We start from the raw sequence: 25,299 nt of genomic DNA, 5'->3' as shown, positions 1-25,299 counted from the left end.
TATCAGTCCTCCAGCACCCAGGTGTCTTTGGTTCCGCCGCCCTGGCTGGAGTTGACCACCAGCGATCCCTTCTTCAAGGCGACGCGGGTCAGGCCACCGGGGGTGATGCGGACCTGGTCGCCGATCAGGACATAGGGACGCAGATCAACGTGCCGGGGCGCAACCCCCGAGGCAACATGGGTGGGGCAGGCGGATAGCGCGAGGGTCGGCTGAGCAATGTAGTTGGATGGGTTGGCCATCAGTATCTTGCGGAAGTCCGAGATCTGCCGCTTGGTGGCAGTCGGGCCGATCAGCATGCCGTAGCCGCCTGATCCATGCACTTCCTTGACGACGATGTCTTCCAGATTGTCGAGCACATAGGCCAGATCGTCTGGGCGCGAGCAATTCCAGGTCGGCACGTTGTTCAGGATCGGCTTCTGGCCGGTGTAGAACTCGATGATGTCCGGCACATAGGCGTAGATGGCCTTGTCGTCCGCAATGCCGGTGCCCGGCGCGTTGCAGATCGTGACATTGCCCGCCCGGTAGGCATCGAACAGGCCGGGAACGCCCAGCATGCTGTCCGGATTGAAGGTGAGAGGATCGAGGAACGCGTCATCGATGCGGCGGTAGATGACATCCACCTGCTTGGGCTCGCGGGTGGTGCGCATGTACACCTTGCCCTGATCCACGAACAGATCCCGTCCTTCGACCAGCTCCACGCCCATGGAATCTGCCAGGAAGGCATGTTCGAAATAAGCAGAGTTGTAGATGCCAGGCGTCAGGACGCAGATGGTCTGGTCGCTCTTGCCCTGGTCCGGACCGACGCTTTCGAGGGTCTGGCGCAGAAGGTCCGGATATTGCTCGACCGGTGCCACCCGGTGCATCTGGAACAGATCCGGGAAGATCCGCATCATCGTCTCGCGGTTCTCCAGCATGTAGGAGACACCGGACGGGGTGCGGGTGTTATCTTCCAGAACGTAGAATTCATTCTCCGAGACACGGACGAGGTCGGTGCCGATGATATGGGCATAGACTTTGCGGGCAGGCGTGAAGCCAACCATTTCCGGCAGGAACGCTTCGTTCTGCAGGATCAGATCAGCGGGAATGCGCCCGGCGCGAATGATTTCCTGACGATGATAGATGTCGTGGAGGAAGGCGTTGAGCGCTCGGACGCGCTGTTCGATACCGGCGGACAGGCGCCGCCACTCGGCAGCGGAAATGATCCGGGGGATCGGATCGAAGGGGATCAGGCGTTCGGTGGCCTCGTGTGCGCCGTAAACCGCGAAGGTGATGCCCAGCCTTCGGAAGATCGTTTCCGCTTCCCGGCTTTTCCGGTTCAGGAAGTTGGACGGCTTGCTCTCCAGCCAGGACACAAGCTGCTCGTAGGCTGCGCGAGGAATTCCCGCCTCATCCTGCATTTCGTTGAAAAACGACCGCTCTTCGCCCATTGCCTCCCCGTTCATTTCTGCCGCGATGTTGTGCAAGCATTACAAATACTGCGGGTGTCTCCAAGAGCAATCTAGAGGCTTTTGTGCCCACTTTTTGTGCAAATGCCGTAAGGGAATGCGATTTTCCATTTCGATTGTCTGCAAGGGTGCAATTTTCGGGTTCGCCCTTCTGATGACTTTGCCGGGATGGCACTGCATGCTAGGACCAGTGTCGATTGGGAGAAATTGCTGTTGCGGAGCGACTTATGAAGGAAATCCTTGCCGAACTGGAAAGCCGCCGGGAAACCGCCCGTCTGGGAGGAGGGCAGCGCCGCATCGATGCGCAGCATGCCAAGGGAAAACTGACCGCACGCGAGCGTATCGAGCTTCTGCTCGACGAGGGATCCTTCGAAGAATTCGACATGTTCAAGGTGCACCGTTGCACCGATTTCGGCATGGAAGAGCAGCATATTCCCGGCGACGGCGTGGTTACAGGCTGGGGAACGGTCAACGGCCGCACAGTCTATGTGTTTTCCAAGGACTTTACGGTTTTTGGCGGGTCGCTCTCTGAAACCCACGCCCAAAAGATCATCAAGCTTCAGGACATGGCCCTGCAGAACCGGGCGCCGATCATCGGTCTCTTCGATGCAGGCGGGGCACGTATCCAGGAAGGCGTCGCGGCGCTGGGCGGTTACGGCGAGGTCTTCCAGCGCAATGTACTGGCGTCAGGCGTCATCCCGCAGATCTCCCTGATCATGGGCCCCTGTGCCGGCGGGGACGTCTATTCCCCGGCGATGACCGATTTCATCTTCATGGTCCGTGACACGTCCTACATGTTCGTGACCGGTCCCGATGTGGTGAAGACCGTTACCAACGAGACGGTGACGGCAGAAGAACTGGGCGGTGCGTCCGTTCACACCACCAAGTCGTCGATCGCGGATGGTGCCTTCGACAATGACGTTGAAGCCCTTCTGGAAATGCGCCGCCTGATCGATTTCCTGCCGATGAACAACACGGCGGAGATCCCGGAGCTGGCCTGTCACGATGATCCGGACCGGATCGACATGAGCCTTGATACGCTCATCCCGGACAATCCGAACAAGCCCTACGACATCAAGGAGCTGATTCTGAAGATGGTCGATGAGGCCGATTTCTTCGAGATTCAGGCTTCTTTCGCCAAGAACATCGTCACCGGTCTTGGCCGGATCGAGGGACGCACAGTCGGGATCGTCGCCAACCAGCCGATGGTTCTGGCAGGCGTTCTGGACAGTGATGCCAGCCGCAAGGCTGCCCGTTTCGTCCGCTTCTGCGACTGCTTCAACATTCCGCTGGTCACGCTGGTGGATGTGCCGGGCTTCCTGCCGGGAACATCCCAGGAATATGGCGGTCTCATCAAGCACGGCGCGAAGCTGCTCTTTGCCTATGCGGAAGCGACCGTTCCGAAAATCACCGTCATCACCCGCAAGGCCTATGGCGGCGCTTATGACGTGATGAGTTCCAAGCACATCCGAGGCGATATCAACTATGCCTGGCCTTCAGCCGAGATCGCTGTGATGGGCGCCAAGGGGGCTGTCGAGATCCTCTATCGCTCGGAACTGGGCGACAAGGACAAGATCGCCAAGCGGACGAAGGATTACGAAGACCGTTTCGCCAATCCCTTCGTTGCGGCTGAGCGCGGCTATATCGACGAAGTCATCCGGCCTCATTCCACCCGCCGCCGGGTCTCCCGCGCGCTGGCCCTGCTGCGGACGAAGTCCCAGCAGAATCCGTGGAAGAAGCACGACAACATCCCGCTCTGAGCGGATGGGGAAACTGGTCTATCTCAATCTCAGGGCTGCCCTGAGATTGATGACGAACCCATCCAATTGTCATCCCGCACGCAGCGAAGCGAAGATGCGGGACCGGTGAGCCTAGGTCTCTCGGCATTCCATTCTTTGAAGCCGATAGCTTTTAGGCTCACCGGTCCCGGCTCGCGCGTTGCTTGGCCGGGATGACGATCGGGAGTTTTACGTCTTTGCCCGCAGTCCGAGGGCTGCCACCGGCTGCCCTTTTTGCTGAAAGCCCCTACCGCTCCCAGAGGCTCCGCCGGAACAATGGCTCCTGGCACTTGTAGGCCACCGGGCAATTCGGCGTGTCCTTCGTGCGGGCATATTGGGGGTAGATGTCTTCCCAGCGGTCACAGTAGCTGCGGTTGGACACAAACAGCGCATAGGTCGTCGGGCTGGTGGTGAAGACCACCTTGCCGTTGCGCTGGACCATTTGCTGGGCGGCTGCGCAGGTCATCTTGCTGAGGTCAGGCCGGGCGAGGGCCGGGCTGGCGATGCTGGCAAGAACCAGCAAGGCAGTGGTTCCGCGCTTCAGGTGACGGGCAGGCCAGCGTCTTGTCGATATCGAAGTCATGATCGGTGCTCCGCAATCCGGACAATTCCCCCATCCATTCAAGATAGGCGCTCGCGCCCTGTTTTGCCAGATGAGGGAGGATACCGGCTTCTGCCCGCCAGCCGAAGGGCAATGGTCAGGTAATACCAACCTCAAGAAATAGCGACCTATTTGACCGCGTTTTCGGATTGTCCGGCAAGAAGCGTTTCGCAGGGAGATGCGGTGCATCTTCCAAGGAACGCGACGTAGCCCGGGCGGTTCGAAAACGCGGCCTCCGGTGGCCACTTCCGGCTCCCCGGACGTCGTTACGCTGCTTGCCCGATGCCCGGCATCGGGCGGCGCACCGTGCCTAGCCGGGAACCCGGCTGAGGCCATCAAATAGGTCGTTATTTCTTGAGGTTGGTATTAGCCCGGCCGGTTGCGCATGATCTCGACGCTTGCCGTGCCGGAGGGAACGGGAAGGGGGGCGCCGGGCTTTTCGACCTTCACCCGGACCTTCTGGATGCGTTCATCCGTGTTGAAGACCGCTTTCACGATCTCGGCGGCCAGCCGCTCGATCAGATTGAAGCGGGTGCCGGTGACGGCCTGTTCGACGGATTTGACCAGCCCGGCATAACAGACGGTCTGATCGTACTCGTCGCTCTCGCAGGCAGCTGACAGGTCCAGCCAGCAAGTCAGGTCCACCAGGAAGCGTTGCCCCAGGCGCGCTTCTTCCTCGTAGAGGCCGTGATAAGCGAAGAACGCCAGGTCCTTCAGGTGTATTGCGTCCATGTGTATCCCCGGATCCTTCGTGCAGACATGCTGAGGCGTGCCGCCGTGGAAACCAAGGTGCAGGGTTTAGTGCCTGCGGCGCGGAAAATCCAGCGTCCGCAGCGGGTGATGTGGATGGGGGCCTATTTGTAGAAATCGGCAGGGCAAGCGCTGTCGGCCAAAACCTCTCTGGCGCCGATCAGCGAAAAGTTCGCCATGGTCTCATCATCGAACATGACGCTGAGGTGGTGCCCGGTCCGCAGCCGCTGCCACAGGACCGTGTAGCCATCAGCGCATGCAGCACAGTCTGTCTGCACATAGCCGGCGGTGTCGGCGGTGACCTTCTGCATGTGGCGGTCGATGATCACCCGCATGGTCTTGCGGGCGGGGGCAGCCTTGCCGCGGATGTCAACGTCGATCACCGTGCCGGAGAGCTTGCGGTTCCTGTGGCACCAGATGGTGAAGAGCGACCCGTCTTCCGACTTGGTCCAGTATTTTTCAAATCCCTTGACCGTATCAATGTGCCAGTCACCTGACTGTGCGGCAAGTACTGCTGACGGAAATAAAACTAAGGACAGAAGTCCTGAGATGAAATATTTTTTAACCATGTAAATCCCCCGATCCGGAGGGATTAAAGACATGGAACTGTTAAAAATCCCTATCCCTGTTTCTCCAGTGAAACCGCCGAACCTGACTGTCCCGGCAGGATACGTTCTACTTGGTGTTGCTTTCCGGGGGAGGTGTTTCGTCAAGGCTGTGAAGGGCGGTTGGAGGCGGGTCATCCTTTCGACATATTGCGCCGCGTCAGGCAGCGTCCTACAACTCTTCCCCGAAGATAAAGAAATCGGGGCGGATGCTGCATGTTCTCGAAAATTCTCATTGCCAACCGTGGTGAAATCGCTTGCCGTGTGATCAAGACGGCGCGCCGTATGGGGATCAAGACCGTTGCGGTCTATTCCGATGCGGACCGGGATGCGGTTCACGTGGAAATGGCTGATGAAGCTGTTCACATTGGCCCTGCCGCAGCATCTGAATCCTATCTCATCGCCGACAAGATCATTGCTGCCTGCAAGGCCACTGGCGCAGAAGCCGTGCATCCGGGCTATGGCTTCCTGTCCGAGCGGGCGAGCTTCCCGAAGGTGCTTGCGGCGGAAGGCATCGTCTTCATCGGCCCGAATCCGCATGCCATCGAGGCGATGGGTGACAAGATCGAGTCGAAGAAATTTGCCAATGAAGCCAAGGTCAGCACGGTTCCCGGCTATCTGGGTGTGATTGAATCGGCTGATCAGGCCGTCGAGATTGCCGGTGAGATCGGCTATCCGGTCATGATCAAGGCCTCTGCCGGCGGTGGTGGCAAGGGCATGCGCATAGCCTGGAACGCGGAAGAGGCGCGGGACGGCTACGTCCGCTCCAAGTCGGAAGCGGCCTCTTCCTTTGGCGATGACCGGGTCTTCATCGAGAAGTTTATCCAGAATCCGCGCCATATCGAAATTCAGGTGCTGGGCGACAAGCACGGCAACGTCATCTATCTGGGCGAGCGCGAATGTTCCATTCAGCGTCGGAACCAGAAGGTGATCGAGGAAGCCCCGTCGCCGCTGCTGGATGAGGAAACCCGCCGCAAGATGGGCGAACAGGCCGTGGCGCTGGCCAAGGCCGTGAATTATGACAGCGCGGGCACCGTCGAGTTTGTGGCTGGTCAGGACAAGAGCTTCTTCTTCCTTGAAATGAACACCCGCCTGCAGGTGGAGCATCCGGTGACCGAACTGATCACCGGTGTGGACCTGGTCGAGCAGATGATCCGCGTCGCTTATGGCGAGAAGCTGACGCTGGCCCAGAGTGATGTGAAGCTGAATGGCTGGGCGGTGGAAAGCCGCATCTATGCGGAAGATCCGTACCGCAACTTCCTGCCGTCCATCGGCCGCCTGGTGCGTTACGAGCCGCCGGCAGAGGAGCAGCGCGGCGGCATCACGGTGCGCAACGACACGGGGGTCGTCGAAGGCTCCGAAATTTCCATGTTCTATGATCCGATGATCGCCAAGCTGATCACCCATGCACCGACCCGCGCCGAGGCGATTACCGCGATGAGCGAGGCGCTGGATGCGTTCTACGTGGACGGGATCCAGCATAATGTTCCTTTCCTGACCTCGCTGATGAACCATCCGCGCTGGAAGTCTGGAGAACTTGCCACCAGCTTCATTGCCGATGAATATCCTGATGGTTTCGCTCCGGCCGAACCGGATGCGGAAGCGCTCGGCCTTCTCAGTGCGGTTGCCCTGTCCATGGGCGCGATGCAGCGTGAGCGCCTGGATCATTTGCCGGGCCGCTTGCGGCCTCACTCGGGCGCAGTGCGTGAGGACTGGGTGGTCAAGCTGGACAAGACCTATCAGCCGGTCCGGCTCGTGGCAGGCTTCCCTGCGACACCCGTCGAGATCGACGTGCAGGTCGGTGACGGGCCGGTAGAGACGGTCCTGTCGAGCTGGGCTCCGGGCGAACGGATCTGGCGTGGTTCCGTTGGTGGACGCGCGATGACGGTCCAGGTGCGCCCCGTTGCCGGTGGCTACCGGCTGGACTGGCAGGGGTATTCTGTCGTCTCCAAGGTCATGCTGCCCCGCACGGCAGAGCTGGATGCCCTGATGCCGGAGAAGATGCCGCCGGACACCTCCAAGATGCTTCTGTGCCCGATGCCGGGCCTCGTGGTCTCCATCGCCGTTGAAGAAGGGCAGGAGGTCAAGGCCGGGGAACAGCTCGCCGTCGTAGAAGCCATGAAGATGGAGAATGTTCTGCGCGCCGAGCGGGATTGCACAGTCACCGCAATCAAGGCTAAGGCTGGGGACAGCCTGGCGGTGGATGCCGTCATCATGGAGTTCTCCTGACAACGGCGGCCATTGCCCATGACTTTCAGCACTGTTCTTTTTGATCTGGACGGAACCCTCACCGATCCGTTCACAGGAATCACGCGCTCGATCCAGTATGCGCTGGAGAAAATGGGCACGCCGGTGCCAGAAGCGGCGGAACTGAAATGGTGCATTGGTCCGCCGCTCTGGGAGAGCTTCGCGGTTCTTCTGAATACCGCTGACCGGGCCTTGCAGGATCAGGCCGTGGCCTTCTATCGCGAGCGTTACACCCGCGAAGGGTTGTTCGAGAACACCTTGATCAGCGGCATCAGCGAATTGGTCGGCGGATTGGCGGCGAAAGGCTGCAAGCTTTTCGTCGCAACCTCGAAGCCGCATGCCTACGCGGGCAAGATCGTCGAACATTTCAGTCTGATGCCCCATTTCAGCAAGGTCTATGGGTCGGAGCTGGACGGAACGCGGTCAGCGAAGGCGGAGCTGATTGCCTATCTGATGGCGCAGGAAGGTCTCTCGCATGAGGAATGCGTGATGATCGGTGACCGCAAGCATGACCTGATTGGCGCACGTGCCAACCAGATGGCTTCAGTCGGCGTAACCTGGGGCTATGGCAGCCGCAGTGAGCTGCTGGGTGAGTCGCCGAACGCCGTGCTTGATACACCTGCGGAATTGGGGCGCTGGCTGGATAGCGGGCACGAATAGCGGGAGCTATCTCTGGGAAAACACGTAAGGGTTTTGACCTTCTTTCCTAAATGCGCAGTAAGCGACATTTACGATAGAATACCCTCGGATTTAGCCGATGCCGTAAAGTGATTTTTAGCGCCTCAGGGCTATTTCGCTACGTGTTGAGTTGGTTGAGGATCGCAGGTGCATGGCGGAAAGCGGCAAGGAAATGGCAATTGCAGCTGGCCGTCAATTCCGTTTTGGCGTTGTTGCCCCTTCTTCCGCGGGTAACCTTCCAGGGCATCCGGATACCAGCTTTGTGAGCCTTCCGCAGGTCAAGGGATCTGACCTGTCCGGACTGGACGCGGTGATCCTTCAGGTGTCCGCTGACGAGGCGATTGCCGAGACTTTGACCTTTCGTCAGGAACTTGGCTCGTCTCCCTATCTCTGCATTTGCCTGAAAGATGCCCAGCCCGAAGCGCGTATCTCTGCGATCTTCAGGGCGGGGGCAGATGACGTCTGCTGTGAGCCGCTTGTATCCGGGGCCGGCATGATCGTTGCCCGCGCCCAGCGTGCGTTGTTGACCCGGCGTGCCATGCTTGGTGAGATCGAGACATTGAAAGCCCGCCAGGCAGAGACCCAGGCTGCGCTCGACAATCTGCCGTCTCCTGTTTTTTTCAAGGACCGGGCGGGGATTTACAGGGGCTGCAACAAGGCCTTTGAAGAGTTCATCGGCTTGCCTGCCTCAAAGGTCATTGGCTCGAGCGTTTTCGATATCGCAAAGTCTGAATATGCCCAGATCTACTTCGATGCGGACGAGAGGCTGATGCAGGCCGGAGGGGTGCAGATCTATGAGGCCAAGGTCTGCTACGCGGATGGACGGCCGAGAGACGTATCCTTCCACAAGGCTGTCACCCGGGATCCCCTGACGGGAGAGGTCAATGGTCTTGCTGGTGCCATGCATGACATCACCCTGCGCCGGGAGCTGGAGGACAAGCTGAAGGTTGCGGCCGAATGCGATCCTCTGACAGGCGCTTTCAACCGGCGGAAGTTCTTTGAAGTCGCCCAGGCTGAAGAGATGGTGGCGGAGACATCAGGTGCACCGCTGTCGGTTCTGGCTATCGATGTCGACCAGTTCAAGCAGATCAATGACCGGTTCGGTCATGCCTGCGGGGATGCTGCTCTCTGCCACATGGTGGCGGTGTGTCAGGCCGTTCTCGGAAAGGCCCATGTCTTCGCCCGTTCAGGCGGCGAAGAGTTCTTTGCGCTGCTTCGGAACAGCAGTCTTGAAGAGGCTGCTCTCGTTGCCGAGAACTTGCGACAGACGCTTGCGGCAAGCCACTTCTCATTTGAGGATCAGACGCTCCATGTGGAAGTGAGCATCGGCGTGGCTGATTACCGGCCAGGGGAGAGCCTGAGCCAGACGATCCTTCGGGCGGACCATGCTCTTTATGATGCCAAGGAACACGGCCGGAACCGTGTTGTCACGGCGCCAGTTCCTGCTGGGGCGCTGTCTGGCAAAAGTGCCGTTGCATCGGCGAAGCTTCGTCGCTAAACATCCTTCAGCATTACTGAAATGTTCTCGGGGCGGGGTGCAATTCCCCACCGGCGGTATCGGGGTAACCCGGAGCCCGCGAGCGCCTTGTCCCTCAAGCGGCAAGGGTCAGCAGATCCGGTGAGATGCCGGAGCCGACGGTTACAGTCCGGATAAAAGAGAACAGCCTGTCATTCGCGTCCTTTCAGGGCTCGCGGATGCGCAGGTCATTGTCCCGGAACATGCTGGAGAACCGGACAATGAACCAGAAGCCGCAAAAATCGGCATATCCCCTTGTTGCAGCTGCCTTGATGGTGGCCGCTGGCGCGTGTTTCGCGATGGTCAACGCCGCGCTGCAGACCGCGACCATGAAGCTCGGGATGCCGTCCTCCTCCGCCGTCTTCTGGCAATATGCTGCCGCGCTCTGCTGCGCCTTGCCCTGGTTGGTGCGCCATGGCCGGTCTGCTCTGGTCACCCGCCGGCCCATGCTTCATGGCTTGCGGATTCTTTTTGCCGTAGCTGGTGTACAGCTTTGGGGCGCTGGGCTTGCCTCTGTTCCGATCTGGCAGGCGATTGCTCTGGTCATGACGTCGCCGTTCTTCGTGATCATTGGCGCAAAGCTTCTGCTTCGCGAAAAAGTGGGCCTGGCAAGATGGGGAGCGACCCTGGCTGGCTTTACCGGTGCGATGATCATTCTGGAGCCCTGGGCGGACGGGTTCCGCCTCGAGATTCTGCTGCCTGTTGCCGCTGCCGCCTTCTGGGGCGGGGCATCCCTGATCACGAAGATTCTCACCCGCACCGAACCTGCCGACACGGTGACGGTCTATCTTCTGCTGCTGCTGACGCCGGTCAATTTTCTGCTCGCATCTGCAGAAGGTTTCATTGTGCCAACGGGATGGACGCTAGCGGCCATTGCAGCTGCCGGGGTCTTCACCATTGCGGCGAACTACACGCTGACGCTGGCCTATTCCAAGGCCGATGCAGCCTTCATTCAGCCCTTTGATCATCTCAAGCTGCCCTTGAACATCTTTGCCGGATGGGTTGCCTTCGGGTTTGCGCCAGACGGTTATTTCTGGCCTGGCGCCCTGATGATCGTGGGGGCTTCGCTTTACGTGATGCAGGATGAACAGTACCGTGCCCGGGCACAACGTCTTGACGACATGGCCTCCCAGTCTGAACCCGAACCAGGCAAGTGATGGCCTTGCCTTACTGAAAGTTCCACTCCTTCTGATCTTCGGATAATTTCGAGTCTGGTTCTTTGAGCGTCTGGTTTCTCGCTTGAAGGCCTTGGTTTCGATATTGTTCTTCGTGCTTGCTTTTAATATACATCTCGTTGTTGTTGCTGATAATGTATTCTTAAATTTATTGAATATACGTAGAGATCCGAAGTCTTGATGTTCAGGATTTATTAAATCGGATGTTTGTTATGCTGTTCCTGAAGGCCGGAAAATACTGGCCGGACGGGAGGCGCCATGCACAAGGCATTCGCAGCGAGCTATTTCGCTGCAGCAAGCGTCATTGTGGTGATTGCCGGCCTGCAGCCGGGCGGCCCGGGACCCGTCGCAGTTTTTGCGGCGCCTTGGGGAGCCTCGGCTCCGGACATCATCGCCAGGGCAGGAGGCCGGATCATCTCTGCTGATTCCTCCGGCTGGATTGCCGTGTCTGACTTCAGCGGAACGGATGATCTGCTTTCCAGGCTCTACGCATCTGGCGCTGCTTTTGTCGCCTCTTCTGTCGTTGTGCGTGCATGCGCAGGGGTTCTGACCCCTTCAGGGAGTGAAGATGATGAATGAACAGATGATGGCAATCGCAAGTCTGGATCAGATGCGGGAGCGTTTTGCACGCTACATCCTCTGTTTTGTCTGGTTCAATGTGCTGCTTGTGATCGGAACTGCGTGGTGGGTTGGCTCGGTTTCCGTTCCAGGCATAAGCGGGGCAGCTCTCCTGCTTGGAGCTGCCGCGACGGCGACCTGGGTCAAGTTCGGCATCGCCACGGAGACGCGCATTGCCACTGCCATTTCCCTGAGTGCACTTGTTGCCCTGTTTGTGGCTGCCTGTGCAAGCCCTGATCCGGTCAATTCCTTCCAGCTGGATGCCCATCTCTATTTCTTCGCAGTGCTCGCCATTCTTGCGGGGTGGGTCGACTGGCGGGCGCTTGTTGCCTATGCCGGGGTTGTTGCCATTCACCACATCGTCTTCAATTTCGCCTTGCCCTGGGCAGTCTTTCCCGGTGGGCCGAACCTGATGCGCGTGATGTTCCATGCCGTCATCGTTGTTGCTGAAGTTGCGGCACTCTGGTGGATCGTGGAGCAGCTCGGCAGTGCCATGGCGAGCGCTGAAAAGGCCCGCGAGGATGCGGAAGTGGCTAAGTTCCATGCGGAAGCTTTCCAGGAAAGCGAACGTGCCCGGCTTGAGCTGGAGCGTGCTGGCCAGCAGCGCATCGGACAGCGTATTGCAGCGTTCCGCTCAGAGATTGCGGACAAGCTTCAGGCTGTCTCGGATCAGGCCCGGTCCATGCTGAGCGCCTCTGCCGAGCTTGGGGAAGCCGCAAAAGGCACCTCGGAAAAGGCTGCCAACGCAGTCCATGCTTCCGGGGCATCCTCTTCCAATATCCAGACCGTTGCCTCCGCTGCGGAGGAGCTGGCCTCTTCCATCAACGAGATTTCGCGTCAGGTCGAGCAGACCTCGGGCATCGTTGCCAAGGCCACGGTTGGTGCCCAGACCAGTAATCAGAAAGTTGCCGGTCTCGCGGATGCGGCCAATCGCATCGGTGAAGTCGTGACCCTGATCCAGGCGATTGCAGAGCAGACAAACCTTCTGGCCCTCAATGCCACAATCGAGGCTGCACGTGCCGGTGAAGCGGGCAGGGGCTTTGCGGTCGTTGCGGCTGAAGTGAAGGAGCTTGCGACGCAGACCTCCAAGGCAACGGAAGAGATTGGCTCTCAGATTTCCGCCATCCAGAACGAGACCAAGGACGCGGTCGAGGCCATTGGTGCCATTGCAGCCACGATGGATGAGGTGAATGCCTATACCTCAGCCATTGCTGCGGCTGTGGAGCAGCAGGGCGCTGCGACAGACGAAATCTCCCATAACGTGACCCAGGCGGCTGAAGGCGCGGGCCTTGTGACGGCGAATATTGGCGGATTGAGCGAGGTCTCCGTGCGGGCGACAAATTCTGCCAATGCGGTTTCGCAGGCTGCCGAAGCGCTAGAGAGGCAGGCAAGGGACATGCAGGCCGCCGTGGACAGCTTCCTGCGTGATGTTGCTGCCTGACGCTCCGGGAAAGATGACTTGTCGGCAGACCCTTTGACCTTCGCCGGGCCTTTTAAGCTTTGCGACCTCAGGATCCGTGGTGTGGGGCTGAGGTAGAAGGCAAACCTATAGGTTCGTCATCACTCTGTTCTCAAGAGTGTTGAAAAGGGAAGCCGGCCTTTCCTCTCGTCGTCATTCCGGGCTTGACCCGGAATCCATGCCGTTCCGCCTCCTGAAAGCTCAGCTTTTCTGTTGGGTAAGGTTGCGGCATGGATGCCATGGTCAAGCCATGGCAGGACGAAGACGGAGGGGATTTCTCCCGTGGAAAAGCTGACTTAGACAGTTTTCCTGCCCGAAACCCGTCCGGATGGTCATCCCGGTTGCAGCGAAGCGGAGATCCGGGATCGGTGAGCCGTGGCGCTTCGGTGGTTAATTGACTGAACCCGAGGTTCTTTTGGCTCACCGGTCCCGGCTCGCGCTCCGCTTGGCCGGGATGACGGTCGAAGGGGCCAAGCCTTTGTGAGTCGGTCGTTTAGGACCTCATGGCCTGTCGTGGGGTCCTTTTCTTTGTCTTTTTAATCGTGAGAACCGGAATTCCGTTTGAAGTGTTCCCCTCACTGGAGGGCGACGGGGAGAGGTGTGCCCTAAATCTTTCGGAAAATTGCCGCTTATTTGAATGGGAAAAAGCGGTGCCTTTCAGCTTCTAACTATCTCTGACGTCTGTCCCGCGAAGGGGCGGACGGGCATATGCGGCTGGTGTCAGGGCATCCAGAACAAACAAAAACGGCCGCGCCAGTATCTGACGCGGCCGTTTTGGGTTCTTGCGGTGCTTCTCAGGTGATGTCAGGCGGCGCGGATGTCGTTGAAGAATTCAACAACCTTGGCCTTGAGTGTGTCTGCCTGGCGGGAGAGGTCCGTCGCTGTTGTCAGGACGTCGTCGGCGATCTTGCCGGTGGAGCGTGCACCGTCCGAGACCTTGTTCAGCGTGTCGGAGATGGCATCCGTGCCGGTCGAGACTTCGTTGACATTGCGCGAGATCTCGTTGGTCGCGGCACTCTGCTGATCGATGGACGAGGAGATTTCTGCAGAAATCTCGGTCATCTCGGCGATCACACGGCCGATTCCCTTGATGGCTTCGGCGGCCTCGTTGGAGACCATCTGCATGGCCTGGATCTGGGTTGCGATCTCTTCCGTCGCCGTTGCTGTCTGGTTGGCGAGGGACTTCACCTCGGAGGCAACCACCGCAAAGCCGCGGCCGGCTTCTCCGGCGCGGGCGGCCTCGATCGTGGCATTGAGCGCCAGAAGGTTGGTCTGGGCGGCAATGTCGTTGATGAGGCTGACGATCTGGCTGATGCGCTCCGTCGTCGTCACGAGACTTTGAACGGTCTGGTCCGTCTGGGCGGCGGCATGGGACGCCTTGGTGGAGATCTGGGTGGAATCTTCCACGCGGCGGGCAATCTCTGCAATCGAGGAGGTCAGCTCTTCGGAGGCTGCTGCGACGGAACGCACGTTGGAGGCAGTGTCGCTTGAGACATTTGCCGCAGCCTGCGTTTCGGAGGAGCTGCGGGATGAGGTGTCCGTCAATTCCCGGGCCGTTGTCTCCAGGGCGTCTGTCACGTTCTCGACCGTGCCCAGAACGCTGGTGATGTCCGAGTTGAAGTCCTGCAGCAGGCGGTCAACGAGTTCGGCCCGGCGCTGCTTGGCGCTTTGCTCGGCTTTCTGTTCTTCCTCAAGGCGCTGACGGGCGATGGCATTTGTCTTGAAGACTTCGACCGCGCGGGCAATCGATCCGATCTCGTCCCGGCGTTCCGTGCCTTCGATGATGGTCGTCAGGTCGCCATTCGCCAGGCGGCCCATTGCGCCGGTCACTGAAGCGAGCGGCTGGGACAGGAGCTTGTGGAACAGCAGGCCCAGGATGGCCATCATCAGCGCTGTGGCCGCAACGGTGGCGATGGTTGCCGAGTAGCGGAAGCTGGTCAGGCTGGCATAGGCTGCGGACCGGTCAATGGACAGGCCGATGCTCCAGTCGACCGGCAGATTGGCGATCTTGACGAACTGGACGATGCGCTCGCCCTCCGGGCTGTCCAGATATTGAGGTTCCGGGCGGGTTTCCACGACGCCCTTCGGCAGCAGGTCGCTGATCGGCTTGGAAATCAGGTTGCTGTCCGGATGGATCAGGATCGTGCCGTCTGCCTTTGCCAGGAAGACATAGCCGAGGCCGCCTAGGTCGGTTTCCTTCAGCATGTTGACGACTTCTGTAATGCGGAAATCGCCGCCGAAGACGCCGAGAAGATCATTGCCCTTCTTGACCACGCTCGTTGCTGTCACGGTCACGCTGCCCGTCGAGGCATCGATATAAGGATCGGTGAGGGTCGGCTTGCCGCTGGCGACGGCTTCCTTGTACCAGGGGCGGGCCCGTGGATCATATCCTTCCGGCAGGGGCTGATCCGGCCACATGTGGAAAGCCCCATCCGTCTGGCCAATGTAGCTGGCATCGAAGGTCCGGGTCAGGATCGGCAGGTTGAAATAGGTCTTGTCGACCTGGCCTGCTTCGGCCAGCCGGTCCGCGCTGAGCTCTGCCAGGGCGACGCGGGTGCGGAACCAGTTTTCGACCGAGAGCGACACCGACTGCCCGACTTCCGTCATGTAGCCGTTGATTTCGTCGGTCTTGGCATTTCGCTGAAGTGTGTCGTTGAAGATCGCGAAACCGGCGAAGATCACGACGATGACGGTGGCAGCGGCAATCAGGATCTTGGTGATTGCACTGCGTTGCTTGTTTTCAGAACTTTGCATGAATGTTTCTCGTTGAGAAAATCGATTGCATGCATTGTCGCTGCTCAAGTTGAACTAAGCGTAAATTTACAGAGTTTTCAAAGACTAGGCGAAAGTCATGAGCTGGCTTATGTTTTTTGATTGTGCCTTGTTCTTGACTTCACCTTGCGGTTGGGTCGGTTGCTCGCCGTGTTGGTCCGAATATTTTCTCAAACTCAGTAAGTAAAACAGTGTCATTTTCCTCAAGGGTGACTGGTATGCCCAGGTCGACAAGACTGGTCACGCCATGTTCCAGGATGCCGCAGGGAACGATGCCGGAAAAGTGGTCCAGGTTCGGATCGACATTGAAACTGATGCCGTGAAAGGTGACCCACTTGCGCAGGCGGATGCCGATGGCGGCAATCTTGTCCTCCACGGTTGCGCCTTTCTCCGGACGGCGCACCCAGACGCCGACCCGGTCTTCGCGCCGTTCCCCGCGGATGTGATAGCTCCACAGAGTGTTGATCACCCAGGCTTCAAGGGCTGCAACAAAGGCACGGACATCCTGCCGCCTCCGCCGGAGGTCCAGCATCACATAGGCGACCCGCTGGCCGGGGCCATGATAGGTGTGCTGCCCGCCGCGTCCCGTGCGATAGACGGGAAACCGGTCCGGGGCAATCAGGTCGCTGTCGTCGGCGCTGGTGCCGGCTGTGTAGAGGGGCGGGTGCTCCAGCAGCCAGACGCATTCCGGTGCAGTGCCTTCTGCTATGGCAGCCACACGGGCGTCCATGAAGGCAACGGCGCTTTCATAGTCGACAAGCGTGTCGCTGATGATCCAGTCCACCGGAGCGGTGGTCATCTGGGGGCGGAAATCCGGGCTGAGATCGTCTCTGGCTGGGGCGGACATGATGGCTGGGGTGTGCTATTCTTTTGGTTGACGAGGGCTGGCTTGATCCTGTTTCCGCGTTTGATGAAACGGCGGAAAGCTGATCTAGCGGGTTGTGAACCAGGCAGGCAAGGGCCTATGGAAGCCATCAGTGATATGGCATGCTGTCACGGGCGGATGCGCTTGCGGGCAGCGACACTCTTACAGGCGGAAATGGGTCATGGCCACCTTTGATGACATCAAGATCGACATCTCGGTCGTGCTTGGAGCTGCCGAGATGCCGGTGCATCAGCTTTTGCGCATGGGCCGTGGTGCCGTGATTGATCTGGATGTGGCCGAAGACGCCGACGTGATGATCTACGCAAACAACACGCTGGTGGCCAAGGGGCAGGTGGTGCTTCTGGGCGAGAAGATCGGCGTTTCCATCACGGAAGTTCTGATGCGCCGTCCGGAAACCCGGCCTATGCGCACGGATGGCCCGCTCTGACCCGGATTGCCGGCGTCAACGGAACCTGCCTGTGAAATCAATTCTCCCCAGCCTTTCAGGCCGGTATCGAGCAGGGACTTCCGTTGGCTGAAAGCCCGGAAATGGCGCATTTCAGCGCCTTGTCATCTTCGCTCAAGTGCCTTTCTGCAAAATAATTTATGAGCCTGTGAATTATTCCTCACGGCGCTCTTGCACAGCAGAATCCGTTTTGCTACATGGGGCTCCTCGGCGCTGACAAGGCGCTGGGGACTACCAGAATGCGGTCGTGGCGGAATTGGTAGACGCGCAGCGTTGAGGTCGCTGTGGGGTAAAACCCGTGGAAGTTCGAGTCTTCTCGACCGCACCATTTGCTCTAAAGGCAAACGAAAGAAACCGGCTCCGAGCCGGTTTTTTTGTGCCTTTTTTCCGGGGAAGCAGGTCCAGATTGTCTGCCTGGAAGGTTGCGGACTGCGGCCTTTGCTGGTCATGATTGTCTCATGAGTGATTTGCGGCCGGATGTGATTTTCGTGATTGATGGCGCCGTGTGGCGGGACTTCCAGGAGCTTCGGGAGCGCTGGGAAGAACCGCTGTGCATCGGGCTTCGCGATGAATGTGTCCGCAATATCCGGTCGGCGATCCGGGCGGGAAAGCCGGATGTGGCGACCCATTGGCTGCGGGTGCAGAAATTTGCTCTCGCCTATGGTTTGTCATGGGTCAGCGCGGTCGAGGTGGATGGCATCTTGATCCGGGAGTCTCCGAAAATGTGCGTTCTGCGCTATCCGGAAGATCGCGACTTGAAGCGCGTGCCGATCGAAGCCCGTTGATGCCGGCGTTCTGGCCGCAAGGCGCCGGAGGCGCTGGAGCGCGATTGCCGGAAAAATGACGGCACACCTCTTTTCCGATTGAACCTTCCCCTTATCTATCTCCTTAATGTAACAGGATTTTCTGGGAGGAAATCATGAAACATCCGGCGCCCGTGCGTCCGCTCCTTTCGCCGGAGCAAGCCGGTTTCTTTCAGCGGTCTAAAGTCCTGAGCCTGACCGGAGCGGCTGGGGCAGAGGAGTTTGATCCCTGGGACCCGGACCTGGACGGCTTCATGACAGGCCCAGAAGATCGTCCCTCTGCCCATGTGGCGGAGCCGGGGCAGGACAGTCTACTCAAGGTGATCGACAAGGCGGTCCGGCTTGCTAGGCAGACCGGTTCGCGCGAGCGGATCTATATCGAGCTTTTGCCCGGCACCTACACCGGCCTGGTTTATGTGCCCGGCTTCCTGGTCGACGGGTCGCCTGTGCCGATCACGCTCTTTTCGCGGGATGAGGATCCGTCTCAAACCGTGATCGAGGCCGATATCGATGCGGAAATGCCAGGCAGTGAGTATGCGGAGAGATTCGCGGCAGGCTTCGACGGCCTGGATGCCAGCATTGCCGACATCTACCGGAGGATCGCGGCAGAAGAGAAGATCAATACGCTGAATGCCTCGGTTCTGCGGGTGGAGAACGAAGGTTTTCAGCTCCGGAACGTCACGGTCCGCAATCTCTATAATTGCGACCGGGAAGACATGTATCTGCCGTCTGAAAAACGCCGGAAGAATGCGCGCGGGCAATATCCCAAGGGGCAGCATCAGGCGGTGGCCCTGCTGATTGCGGGAGCCGACCGGGTTCATCTTGAGAACGTGCATCTTTCCAGCTTTCAGGACACGCTCTATTTCAGGTCTCCGCGCAAGGGAACGACAGTCCGCTCCTTCTACCGGCGCTGTGACATCGAAGGCGATGTGGATTTCATCTTTGGTCAGGCAACGGCCTATTTCGACAAATGCGTCATCCGCAGCCGCGGCAGCCGGGCAGGGCATGCCTATGTGGCTGCCCCCTCGACGGACATACGCACGACTTACGGCATCGTCTTCCACGATTGCGAGTTTACCCATGACGGTGATCCCTCCGCCTTGAGGGGGACCTTCAATCTGGGGCGGCAATGGTTCGAGGCGGTGCGGGCAACGCCTTATGGCGAGCCGTCCGTGCCCGGATATTCCTGCCGCCTTGGAGAGGTGTCCGCCTATGCGGAGCCGGAAGGAACGGTCAGCCGGGAAACGCTGTTTTCGGTCGGCAAATGTGTGCTGATCAATTGCCGTGTCGGTCCGCATATCAACAAGTCTGCACCTTGGGCAGAGTGGATGGGTGGAACATTTGGCGCCGATGGCCACTATGCCCCTCAGGGCTGGTCCTTGCGGTACCGTCCGGTGCAAGTCAGTGCGCGGGACTTCCTGGAAAATCTCAAGGACTGGCCGGACTTCGGCCTTCTTGATGTCAGCGGCATCGATCCGGGCATGGTGCTTCTTGGAGAAATCCATACGGAGGAAACGTGAGGGCTCTGGTGCTGAAACTGGGTAAGGCAGCCAGAATGCCCTTTCTGGCCCTGGGTTTTTGGGCAAGTGTGTCCGGGGTAGCGCTCGCTTTCTCCAACGGCGGCATGACACCTGAGCTTGCACAGGCCATGTCCCGGTCGCCGGAGCAGTTTTCCGCGATGCTGTGCCCCAGGCTCCGCTATCTGGAGGCCAAGGTTCTCGCCGCGGCGCGGATCTGTCCGGGCAACGAGCATTCAAGGCGCAGCTTTGCCAATGCGCCGTCCTGTATCTCCAGCGATGAGGGTGTTCTTCCCCAACCTGCACGGGACTATCTGGAGCTGTTGCGCCAGACGATTGATGCCAAGGGGTGTGAGCCCTGGTGAGGCGATGGCGCCAGCGTGGTGCTGCATTGCAACAATCGCCCGCAACCCGGTCAAGCTTGTGGACTTTTTGCCCTCAGGCGGTGGCAAATCAGCGGGCTGGACGTTACTGCTGAGATGGCTCGCAAGGCGTGGTGCGGGTCTGGTTCTAGTCTTCGGTCCGGCGCTGTCCGGCCCGCTTTGTGAAGGAGGGGTACATGGCGAATCTCGATCAGATCGAAGATCAGCCGATGGAACAGGCCCCGCTTCCGATCCGGGACGAGGAAGGCCATCTGCACCCGGATTTCATTGCTGCGGTCGAGGCTGCCATCGAGGCGGAAGATCAGGCCGCGCTGCGCGAACTGGCCGGTGACCTGCACGAGGCCGACACCGGTGACCTGATCGAAACGCTGACAGCGGATGAGCGGCCGAAATTCGTCCGCCTGCTCGGCGATCTCTTCGACTACACCGCCCTGACCGAAACGGACGAGGCCGTCCGTGTCCAGCTTCTGGATGACCTGCCCAACGAAGTGATTGCCGAAGGTCTCGGCGATCTGGATTCGGATGACGCGGTCTACATTCTCGAGGATCTGGACGAAGAGGACCAAGCAGAGATCCTTGGCGGTCTGCCTTATGCGGACCGGGCCCAGTTGCAGAAGGCGCTGGACTATCCCGAAGAAAGCGCCGGCCGGCGCATGCAGACGGAATTCATTGCCGTCGCGCCGTTCTGGACTGTGGGCCAGACCATCGACTACATGCGCGAGGCGCAGGATCTTCCCGACAGTTTCTACGAAATCTATGTGGTGGATTCGTCTTTCCACCTGCTGGGCGCAGTGGCGCTCGACAGGATCCTGCGGACACGCCGGGACGAGAAGATGACCTCGGTCATGACCGAGACCCGGCAGGCTGTTCTGGCGACCGAGGATCAGGAAGAGGTCGCCCGCCGGTTCGAGCGCTACAACCTCGTGTCCTCTGCCGTTGTTGATGAGAACGACCGGCTGGTCGGCATTCTCACCGTCGATGACATCGTCGACGTGATCCAGGAAGAGGCCGAAGAGGATCTGCGCGCCCTGGCCGGGGTGGGGGATGAAGAGATCTCGGACAGTGTGCTGACCATTGCCAAGTCGCGTCTGCTCTGGCTGGTGGTGAATCTCGGCACGGCCGTCCTGGCGTCTTCGGTCATTTCCCTGTTCGAGGGCACGATTTCAGCCATGGTGGCCTTGGCCGTTCTGATGCCGATCGTTGCCTCCATGGGCGGCAACGCGGGCACGCAGACCATGACGGTGGCCGTGCGCGGTATCGCGACTCAGGAACTGAGCGCGCGCAACATGTTCCGCGTTCTGCGCCGTGAAGTGCTGGTGAGTTTTTTCAATGGCGCCGCACTGGCCGTGCTGATCGGCCTGACCGCCTGGGGCTGGTTCCAGAATGCGGGGCTCGGGATCGTGATCGCCGGGGCGATCATCGTCAACATGCTGTTTGCCGGGCTGTCAGGCCTGCTGATCCCGATTGCCCTCGACCGGATGAAGGTCGACCCTGCGATTGCCTCCAGCGTCTTCGTGACCACGGTCACCGACGTCGTCGGCTTCTTCGCCTTCCTTGGCATAGCCGCACTCTGGTTCAATCTGCCGTTCTGACTACCAGCAGGGCCAATCTGCCCTGATGTTCAAGACGCTTTTAACAGGGCGTCGCGCAGTTTCATGATGTTGGTCTGAAGGGCGATGGCGTCCTTGGGGGTAAGGCCGGTGGCAGCCAGGATGCAGGACTTGATGTCACTGGTCTTGGCCTTCAGGGCCTTGCCTTTGCGCGTCAGGCTGATGCGCACCTGCCGCTCATCCTTGGTGTCCCGCTGGCGCGAGAGAAGTTCCATGACTTCCAGCCGCTTCAGCAGCGGCGTGACCGTGCTTGATTCCAGATGCAGCCGGTCACACAGATCCCCGACCAGCAGCTTGTCCTTTTCCCAAAGCACCGACATGGCGAGATACTGCGGATAGGTCAGGCCGAGGTCCGTCAGGATCGGCTTGTAGACCCGGTTCATCGCGTGATTGGCGGAATAGAGCGAGAAGCAGAGAAACTGCTCGATCTGCAGCTCTCCTTCCAGCGGAGCGGGCGGGGAACTGTCCGCATTCTTGTCCATTCTGGTGCTGGTAGCCGTCTTCTTGTTCTTCTTCGCGGCGGCGGGATCCGTGTCCGGTTCTCCGAGATCAAATGGCAGGCTTGACTGGTTCATGGCGTGGCTCCGTGCCGGGGCGCGAGTAGGGCGCTGGGCATGGTCAGGATAATAAATCGTACGCGACTCTATCGCAAGGTCTTGCATTTATATCGCGCGCGATATAAATGGACTCGTGCGACAGGGTCGAAATCGACTTGATCGCGCCTAATTGGAACAAGTGTATCGAGCCGTGGCGCGGATTGGCGCTGGCGGCCGGCAAAACTGGAGGCGAGAATGTCTGTAAACGTTGCATATTCGACCAAGGCCAAGGCAACCGGTGGCCGTGATGGATCCGCTCAAACCCTCGACGGCAGCTTTTCCGTCAAGCTGGCAACTCCGAAGGAACTCGGCGGCGCAGGCGGTGAGGGCAACAACCCGGAACAGCTGTTTGCAGCCGGTTACTCTGCCTGCTTCATCGGTGCGATGAAGTTTGTTGGCCAGCAGGAAAAGATCAAGGTTCCCGCAGATGCGTCCGTAACGGCTGAAGTCGGCATCGGCCCGCGTTCGGAAGGCGGCTTCGGTCTGACCGTGGCGCTTGAGGTTTCCCTGCCGGGTCTGGAAAAGGACGTTGCCGAAGCTCTGGTCGCCAAGGCGCATCAGGTTTGCCCCTATTCCAACGCCACCCGGAACAACATTGACGTCAAGCTGACCGTCGCCTGATACTCCTGCCCGGGAGGGGGTATCCTCCCGGGCATGTTTCTGTGACTGGGCGATGCGTTTCTGTCCAATCATCTGATTATTATGAAATAAATTCTCTCGGTTGACTTTAACGTAAAAAGACGTGAGGCTGTGCTTCCAAGGAGGAAGCATGCAGCAGCGGTTCTACACGATCACGCAATTGACCCAGGAATTCGCGATAACCACGCGAACCTTGCGGTTCTACGAGGCGCAAGGGCTTCTGAGCCCACAGCGCCGCGGGCGGCAACGGCTTTACAGTCCCGCGGACCGGACCCGTCTCAAGCTGATCCTGCGCGGCAAGCGCCTCGGATTCTCCCTCGCGGAAATCAGCGAAATGATCGGCATGTATGGCAAGGCGCCGGGGGAGGCCGGTCAGCTGCGCTTGCTCATGGAAAAGATTACCGCCCGCCGCACCGAGCTTCTTGAAAAATACCGCGACATCGAGCTGACCTTGAAGGAGCTGGATGAAGTGGAAGCGGGCGCCCGTTCGCGCATGGCAGAGATCGGCGGCGTATTTGAAGACAGCGCCGCACCGGTTCTGAGGGAGGAAGAAGCATGAAACTCACACCGCGTGATCCGGATTGGCAAGACCGCGTGCGGACGAGTTTCGTCGCACAGAAATTCATGGCCCATCTCGGCGCATCGCTAACGCATCTTGCGCCCGGCGAAGTTGATATCGAACTGAGCCTGCGCCCGGAACTCACGCAGCAGCACGGCTTCTTTCATGCAGGATCCACTTCCTCGATTGCCGATTCTGCTGCGGGCTATGCTGCGCTCAGCCTCTATCCGGCAGGCTTCGGCGTGCTGACCAGCGAGTTCAAGGTCAATCTGCTCAATCCCGCTCGCCAGCCGAGGCTGGTGGCAAGGGGCAGGGTGATCAAGCCGGGGCGCATGCTGACGATCTGCCAGTCGGATGTCCATGGCATCGACGGCGAGCAGCAGGTGCATGTGGCAACCGGTCTTTTTACGATGGTTGCCCTCGAAGGCATGAAGGACTGACTGACAATGAATGAGGTGACTATCCGCCCGCTTACCCGCGAGGACCGGCCTCAGTGGGACGTGCTCTGGCAGGCATATCTGACCTTTTACGAGCAAACCCTGCCGCAGGAGGTGACAGACGGCCTGTTCGAGCGGCTGCTGGGCGAGGGCGGTCATTTCGCGCTGGTTGCCGAGCGGGGCGGAAAGCTGACTGGTCTGGTTCATTCCTTGCCGCATGCCAGCACCTGGTCGCTGGCTCCAACCTGCTATCTTGAAGATCTGTTTGTCGATGCCGGCCAGAGGGGAACCGGCACCGGCCGCAAGCTGATCGAAGCGGTCTATGAGGCCGCTGAAACGCTCGGCTGCACCAATGTCTATTGGCACACACATGACCACAACAGCACCGCCAGGCGTCTTTATGACCGGATTGGCTTGCTGAGCAAATTCGTGCGCTACGACAAGCGCCGCTGGGAGGAAGCAAGATGATCCGCAACGACATTCCGTCATTCAATTTCAATCTGGGCGATACCGCCGAAATGCTGCGCGACACGGTGCGCAGCTACTCGCAGGACCGGATCGCGCCGCTGGCTGCCAGGATTGACAAGGAGGACTGGTTCCCCCGCGAGCTGTGGCCGGAAATGGGCGCCCTGGGCCTGCACGGCATCACCGTGGAGGAAGAGTGGGGCGGGGCGGGCCTTGGCTATCTGGAACATTGCGTTGCCATGGAAGAGGTGAGCCGGGCTTCCGCTTCCATTGGTCTTAGCTATGGCGCTCACTCCAATCTCTGCGTCAACCAGATGCGCCGCTGGGGCAATGATGACCAGAAGAAGCGCTATCTTTCCAAGCTGGTTTCCGGCGAGCATCTGGGCGCATTGGCCATGTCCGAGCCGGGGGCCGGATCCGATGTGGTGTCCATGAAGCTCAAGGCCGAGAAGAAGGGCGACCGCTACATCCTCAACGGCTCCAAGATGTGGATCACCAACGGCCCTTCCGCCGACACGATGATCATCTATGCCAAGACCGATCCGGACGCAGGCACCAAGGGCATCACGGCCTTCCTGGTCGAGAAGGGGTTCAAGGGTTTCTCCGTGGCGCAGAAGCTGGACAAGCTGGGCATGCGCGGCTCTGAAACCGGCGAACTCGTGTTCCAGGACTGCGAGGTTCCGGAAGAGAACGTGCTCGGCGAAGTGGGCAAGGGCGTCAACGTGCTTATGTCCGGACTGGACTACGAGCGGGCGGTTCTGGCCGCTGGTGCTGTCGGCATCATGCAGGCGGCCATGGATGTGGTCATTCCCTATATCCACGAGCGCGAACAGTTCGGTCAGCCGATCGGCACATTCCAGCTGGTGCAGGGCAAGGTCGCGGACATGTATGTGACCATGAACGCCACCAAGGCCTATGTCTATGCGGTGGCTCAGGCTTGCGACCGGGGGGAAACCACCCGGGAGGATGCGGCCGGTGCGATCCTTTATGCAGCCGAGAACGCCACAAAGCTGGCGCTGGATGCGATCCAGCTTCTGGGTGGCAATGGCTATATCAACGAATATCCCACGGGCCGCTTGCTGCGCGATGCCAAGCTCTATGAAATCGGCGCGGGCACTAGTGAGATCCGCCGTATGCTGATCGGCCGCGAGCTCTTCAACAAGTCCAGATGAAATTGAAACCGGCCATCCCGTTCCTTTCCTGCGAAAGGGAGGAGACGGGATGGTTGGGGTTGCGTCTGTCTGTTTCCATCAATCCAGGGTGGGTTGTTGGGGCGGATATCTGCTGCGATGCGGCAATCGTGATAAATGACGGC

Annotated in this window: 24 protein-coding genes, 1 tRNA gene and 1 riboswitch; of the genes, 18 read left to right on the top strand and 7 right to left on the bottom strand. The window is 59.5% G+C overall.

Annotated elements, in window-relative coordinates; all coding sequences use genetic code 11:
• Positions 1 to 2 precede the first annotated feature (2 nt).
• Entirely contained in the window at positions 3 to 1,427 is a 1,425-nt protein-coding gene (locus BUA94_RS08440) for a circularly permuted type 2 ATP-grasp protein (protein WP_084081878.1), read from the bottom strand.
• Between the two features lie 245 nt (positions 1,428 to 1,672).
• Here BUA94_RS08440 and BUA94_RS08435 point away from each other — a divergent pair, with 245 nt between their 5' ends.
• Positions 1,673 to 3,205 carry an acyl-CoA carboxylase subunit beta gene (locus BUA94_RS08435; protein WP_073011805.1) on the top strand — a complete coding sequence of 511 codons (1,533 nt, stop codon included), beginning with the start codon at positions 1,673 to 1,675 and terminating at the stop codon, positions 3,203 to 3,205.
• 265 nt (positions 3,206 to 3,470) lie between these two features.
• Here the strand turns inward: BUA94_RS08435 and BUA94_RS08430 are convergent, their stop codons facing one another.
• The 3 genes from BUA94_RS08430 to BUA94_RS08420 form a co-directional block, all read right to left on the bottom strand.
• Entirely contained in the window at positions 3,471 to 3,806 is a 336-nt protein-coding gene (locus BUA94_RS08430; protein WP_073011803.1) for a hypothetical protein, read from the bottom strand.
• 384 nt (positions 3,807 to 4,190) lie between these two features.
• Positions 4,191 to 4,556, bottom strand: coding sequence for a dihydroneopterin aldolase (folB, locus tag BUA94_RS08425; protein ID WP_175558021.1), 366 nt, complete (start codon positions 4,554 to 4,556; stop codon positions 4,191 to 4,193).
• A 122-nt stretch (positions 4,557 to 4,678) separates the two neighbouring features.
• Positions 4,679 to 5,143: a hypothetical protein gene (locus tag BUA94_RS08420; protein ID WP_084081876.1), complete on the bottom strand. Its 465-nt coding sequence runs from the start codon at positions 5,141 to 5,143 to the stop codon at positions 4,679 to 4,681.
• A gap of 252 nt (positions 5,144 to 5,395) precedes the next feature.
• Here BUA94_RS08420 and BUA94_RS08415 point away from each other — a divergent pair, with 252 nt between their 5' ends.
• The 6 genes from BUA94_RS08415 to BUA94_RS23935 all read left to right on the top strand — a co-directional run bounded on the left by BUA94_RS08415 (position 5,396) and on the right by BUA94_RS23935 (position 12,854).
• Complete coding sequence (locus BUA94_RS08415) at positions 5,396 to 7,408, top strand: acetyl-CoA carboxylase biotin carboxylase subunit (protein WP_073011798.1); 2,013 nt, start codon at positions 5,396 to 5,398, stop codon at positions 7,406 to 7,408.
• A gap of 18 nt (positions 7,409 to 7,426) precedes the next feature.
• A complete protein-coding gene (locus BUA94_RS08410; RefSeq protein WP_073011795.1) occupies positions 7,427 to 8,086 on the top strand; it encodes an HAD family hydrolase in 660 nt (219 codons plus the stop codon).
• A gap of 169 nt (positions 8,087 to 8,255) precedes the next feature.
• A complete protein-coding gene (locus BUA94_RS08405; protein WP_073011791.1) occupies positions 8,256 to 9,602 on the top strand; it encodes a sensor domain-containing diguanylate cyclase in 1,347 nt (448 codons plus the stop codon).
• Positions 9,603 to 9,621: 19 nt separating this feature from the next.
• Positions 9,622 to 9,770, top strand: a riboswitch (FMN riboswitch).
• Positions 9,771 to 9,841: 71 nt separating this feature from the next.
• A complete protein-coding gene (locus tag BUA94_RS08400; protein ID WP_073013745.1) occupies positions 9,842 to 10,777 on the top strand; it encodes a DMT family transporter in 936 nt (311 codons plus the stop codon).
• Positions 10,778 to 11,053: 276 nt separating this feature from the next.
• The gene (locus BUA94_RS08395; protein ID WP_073011788.1) at positions 11,054 to 11,374 is read left to right on the top strand and encodes a hypothetical protein; all 321 of its coding nucleotides are present in this window, start codon (positions 11,054 to 11,056) and stop codon (positions 11,372 to 11,374) included.
• Positions 11,364 to 12,854, top strand: coding sequence for a methyl-accepting chemotaxis protein (locus tag BUA94_RS23935; protein ID WP_073011785.1), 1,491 nt, complete (start codon positions 11,364 to 11,366; stop codon positions 12,852 to 12,854). Before BUA94_RS08395 ends, BUA94_RS23935 begins: the two co-directional genes overlap by 11 nt.
• Before the next feature lie 822 nt (positions 12,855 to 13,676).
• On the opposite strand, the gene BUA94_RS08385 is transcribed toward BUA94_RS23935, so the two are convergent.
• Entirely contained in the window at positions 13,677 to 15,626 is a 1,950-nt protein-coding gene (locus tag BUA94_RS08385; protein WP_073011782.1) for a methyl-accepting chemotaxis protein, read from the bottom strand.
• Positions 15,627 to 15,765: 139 nt separating this feature from the next.
• The gene (gene lipB / locus BUA94_RS08380) at positions 15,766 to 16,491 is read right to left on the bottom strand and encodes a lipoyl(octanoyl) transferase LipB (RefSeq protein WP_073011780.1); all 726 of its coding nucleotides are present in this window, start codon (positions 16,489 to 16,491) and stop codon (positions 15,766 to 15,768) included.
• 199 nt (positions 16,492 to 16,690) lie between these two features.
• On the opposite strand from lipB, the gene BUA94_RS08375 reads away from it, so the two are divergent.
• From BUA94_RS08375 to mgtE, 6 genes are all read left to right on the top strand, one after another.
• The gene (locus BUA94_RS08375; RefSeq protein WP_073011779.1) at positions 16,691 to 16,957 is read left to right on the top strand and encodes a FliM/FliN family flagellar motor switch protein; all 267 of its coding nucleotides are present in this window, start codon (positions 16,691 to 16,693) and stop codon (positions 16,955 to 16,957) included.
• Between the two features lie 259 nt (positions 16,958 to 17,216).
• Positions 17,217 to 17,303 (top strand) — tRNA-Leu (locus BUA94_RS08370).
• Positions 17,304 to 17,433: 130 nt separating this feature from the next.
• The gene (locus tag BUA94_RS08365) at positions 17,434 to 17,760 is read left to right on the top strand and encodes a hypothetical protein (RefSeq protein WP_073011778.1); all 327 of its coding nucleotides are present in this window, start codon (positions 17,434 to 17,436) and stop codon (positions 17,758 to 17,760) included.
• Positions 17,761 to 17,894: 134 nt separating this feature from the next.
• The gene (locus BUA94_RS08360; RefSeq protein ID WP_073011777.1) at positions 17,895 to 19,298 is read left to right on the top strand and encodes a pectinesterase family protein; all 1,404 of its coding nucleotides are present in this window, start codon (positions 17,895 to 17,897) and stop codon (positions 19,296 to 19,298) included.
• A 35-nt stretch (positions 19,299 to 19,333) separates the two neighbouring features.
• A complete protein-coding gene (locus BUA94_RS08355; RefSeq protein ID WP_073011776.1) occupies positions 19,334 to 19,660 on the top strand; it encodes a hypothetical protein in 327 nt (108 codons plus the stop codon).
• A 194-nt stretch (positions 19,661 to 19,854) separates the two neighbouring features.
• Positions 19,855 to 21,270: a magnesium transporter gene (gene mgtE / locus BUA94_RS08350; protein ID WP_073011775.1), complete on the top strand. Its 1,416-nt coding sequence runs from the start codon at positions 19,855 to 19,857 to the stop codon at positions 21,268 to 21,270.
• A 29-nt stretch (positions 21,271 to 21,299) separates the two neighbouring features.
• Here the strand turns inward: mgtE and BUA94_RS08345 are convergent, their stop codons facing one another.
• Positions 21,300 to 21,863 carry a MarR family winged helix-turn-helix transcriptional regulator gene (locus tag BUA94_RS08345; protein WP_328586287.1) on the bottom strand — a complete coding sequence of 188 codons (564 nt, stop codon included), beginning with the start codon at positions 21,861 to 21,863 and terminating at the stop codon, positions 21,300 to 21,302.
• Positions 21,864 to 22,079: 216 nt separating this feature from the next.
• Here BUA94_RS08345 and BUA94_RS08340 point away from each other — a divergent pair, with 216 nt between their 5' ends.
• The 5 genes from BUA94_RS08340 (at position 22,080) to BUA94_RS08320 (ending at position 25,156) form a co-directional block, all read left to right on the top strand.
• Positions 22,080 to 22,505, top strand: a complete 426-nt coding sequence (locus BUA94_RS08340; RefSeq protein ID WP_073011774.1) for an organic hydroperoxide resistance protein — start codon at positions 22,080 to 22,082, stop codon at positions 22,503 to 22,505.
• Between the two features lie 148 nt (positions 22,506 to 22,653).
• A complete protein-coding gene (locus BUA94_RS08335; protein ID WP_073011773.1) occupies positions 22,654 to 23,082 on the top strand; it encodes a MerR family transcriptional regulator in 429 nt (142 codons plus the stop codon).
• Complete coding sequence (locus BUA94_RS08330; RefSeq protein WP_073011772.1) at positions 23,079 to 23,522, top strand: PaaI family thioesterase; 444 nt, start codon at positions 23,079 to 23,081, stop codon at positions 23,520 to 23,522. Before BUA94_RS08335 ends, BUA94_RS08330 begins: the two co-directional genes overlap by 4 nt.
• A 6-nt stretch (positions 23,523 to 23,528) precedes the next feature.
• Complete coding sequence (locus BUA94_RS08325; protein WP_073011771.1) at positions 23,529 to 23,987, top strand: GNAT family N-acetyltransferase; 459 nt, start codon at positions 23,529 to 23,531, stop codon at positions 23,985 to 23,987.
• Positions 23,984 to 25,156 carry an isovaleryl-CoA dehydrogenase gene (locus BUA94_RS08320; protein ID WP_073011767.1) on the top strand — a complete coding sequence of 391 codons (1,173 nt, stop codon included), beginning with the start codon at positions 23,984 to 23,986 and terminating at the stop codon, positions 25,154 to 25,156. The genes BUA94_RS08325 and BUA94_RS08320 overlap by 4 nt, the downstream gene beginning before the upstream one ends.
• Positions 25,157 to 25,299: the final 143 nt, after the last annotated feature.

Origin of the sequence: Roseibium suaedae (genome assembly GCF_900142725.1) — a bacterium.
GTDB classification, from domain to species: domain Bacteria; phylum Pseudomonadota; class Alphaproteobacteria; order Rhizobiales; family Stappiaceae; genus Roseibium; species Roseibium suaedae.
The sequence above is the reverse complement of the archived record's forward strand: the minus strand, read 5'-3'. Positions and strand labels throughout refer to the sequence as shown.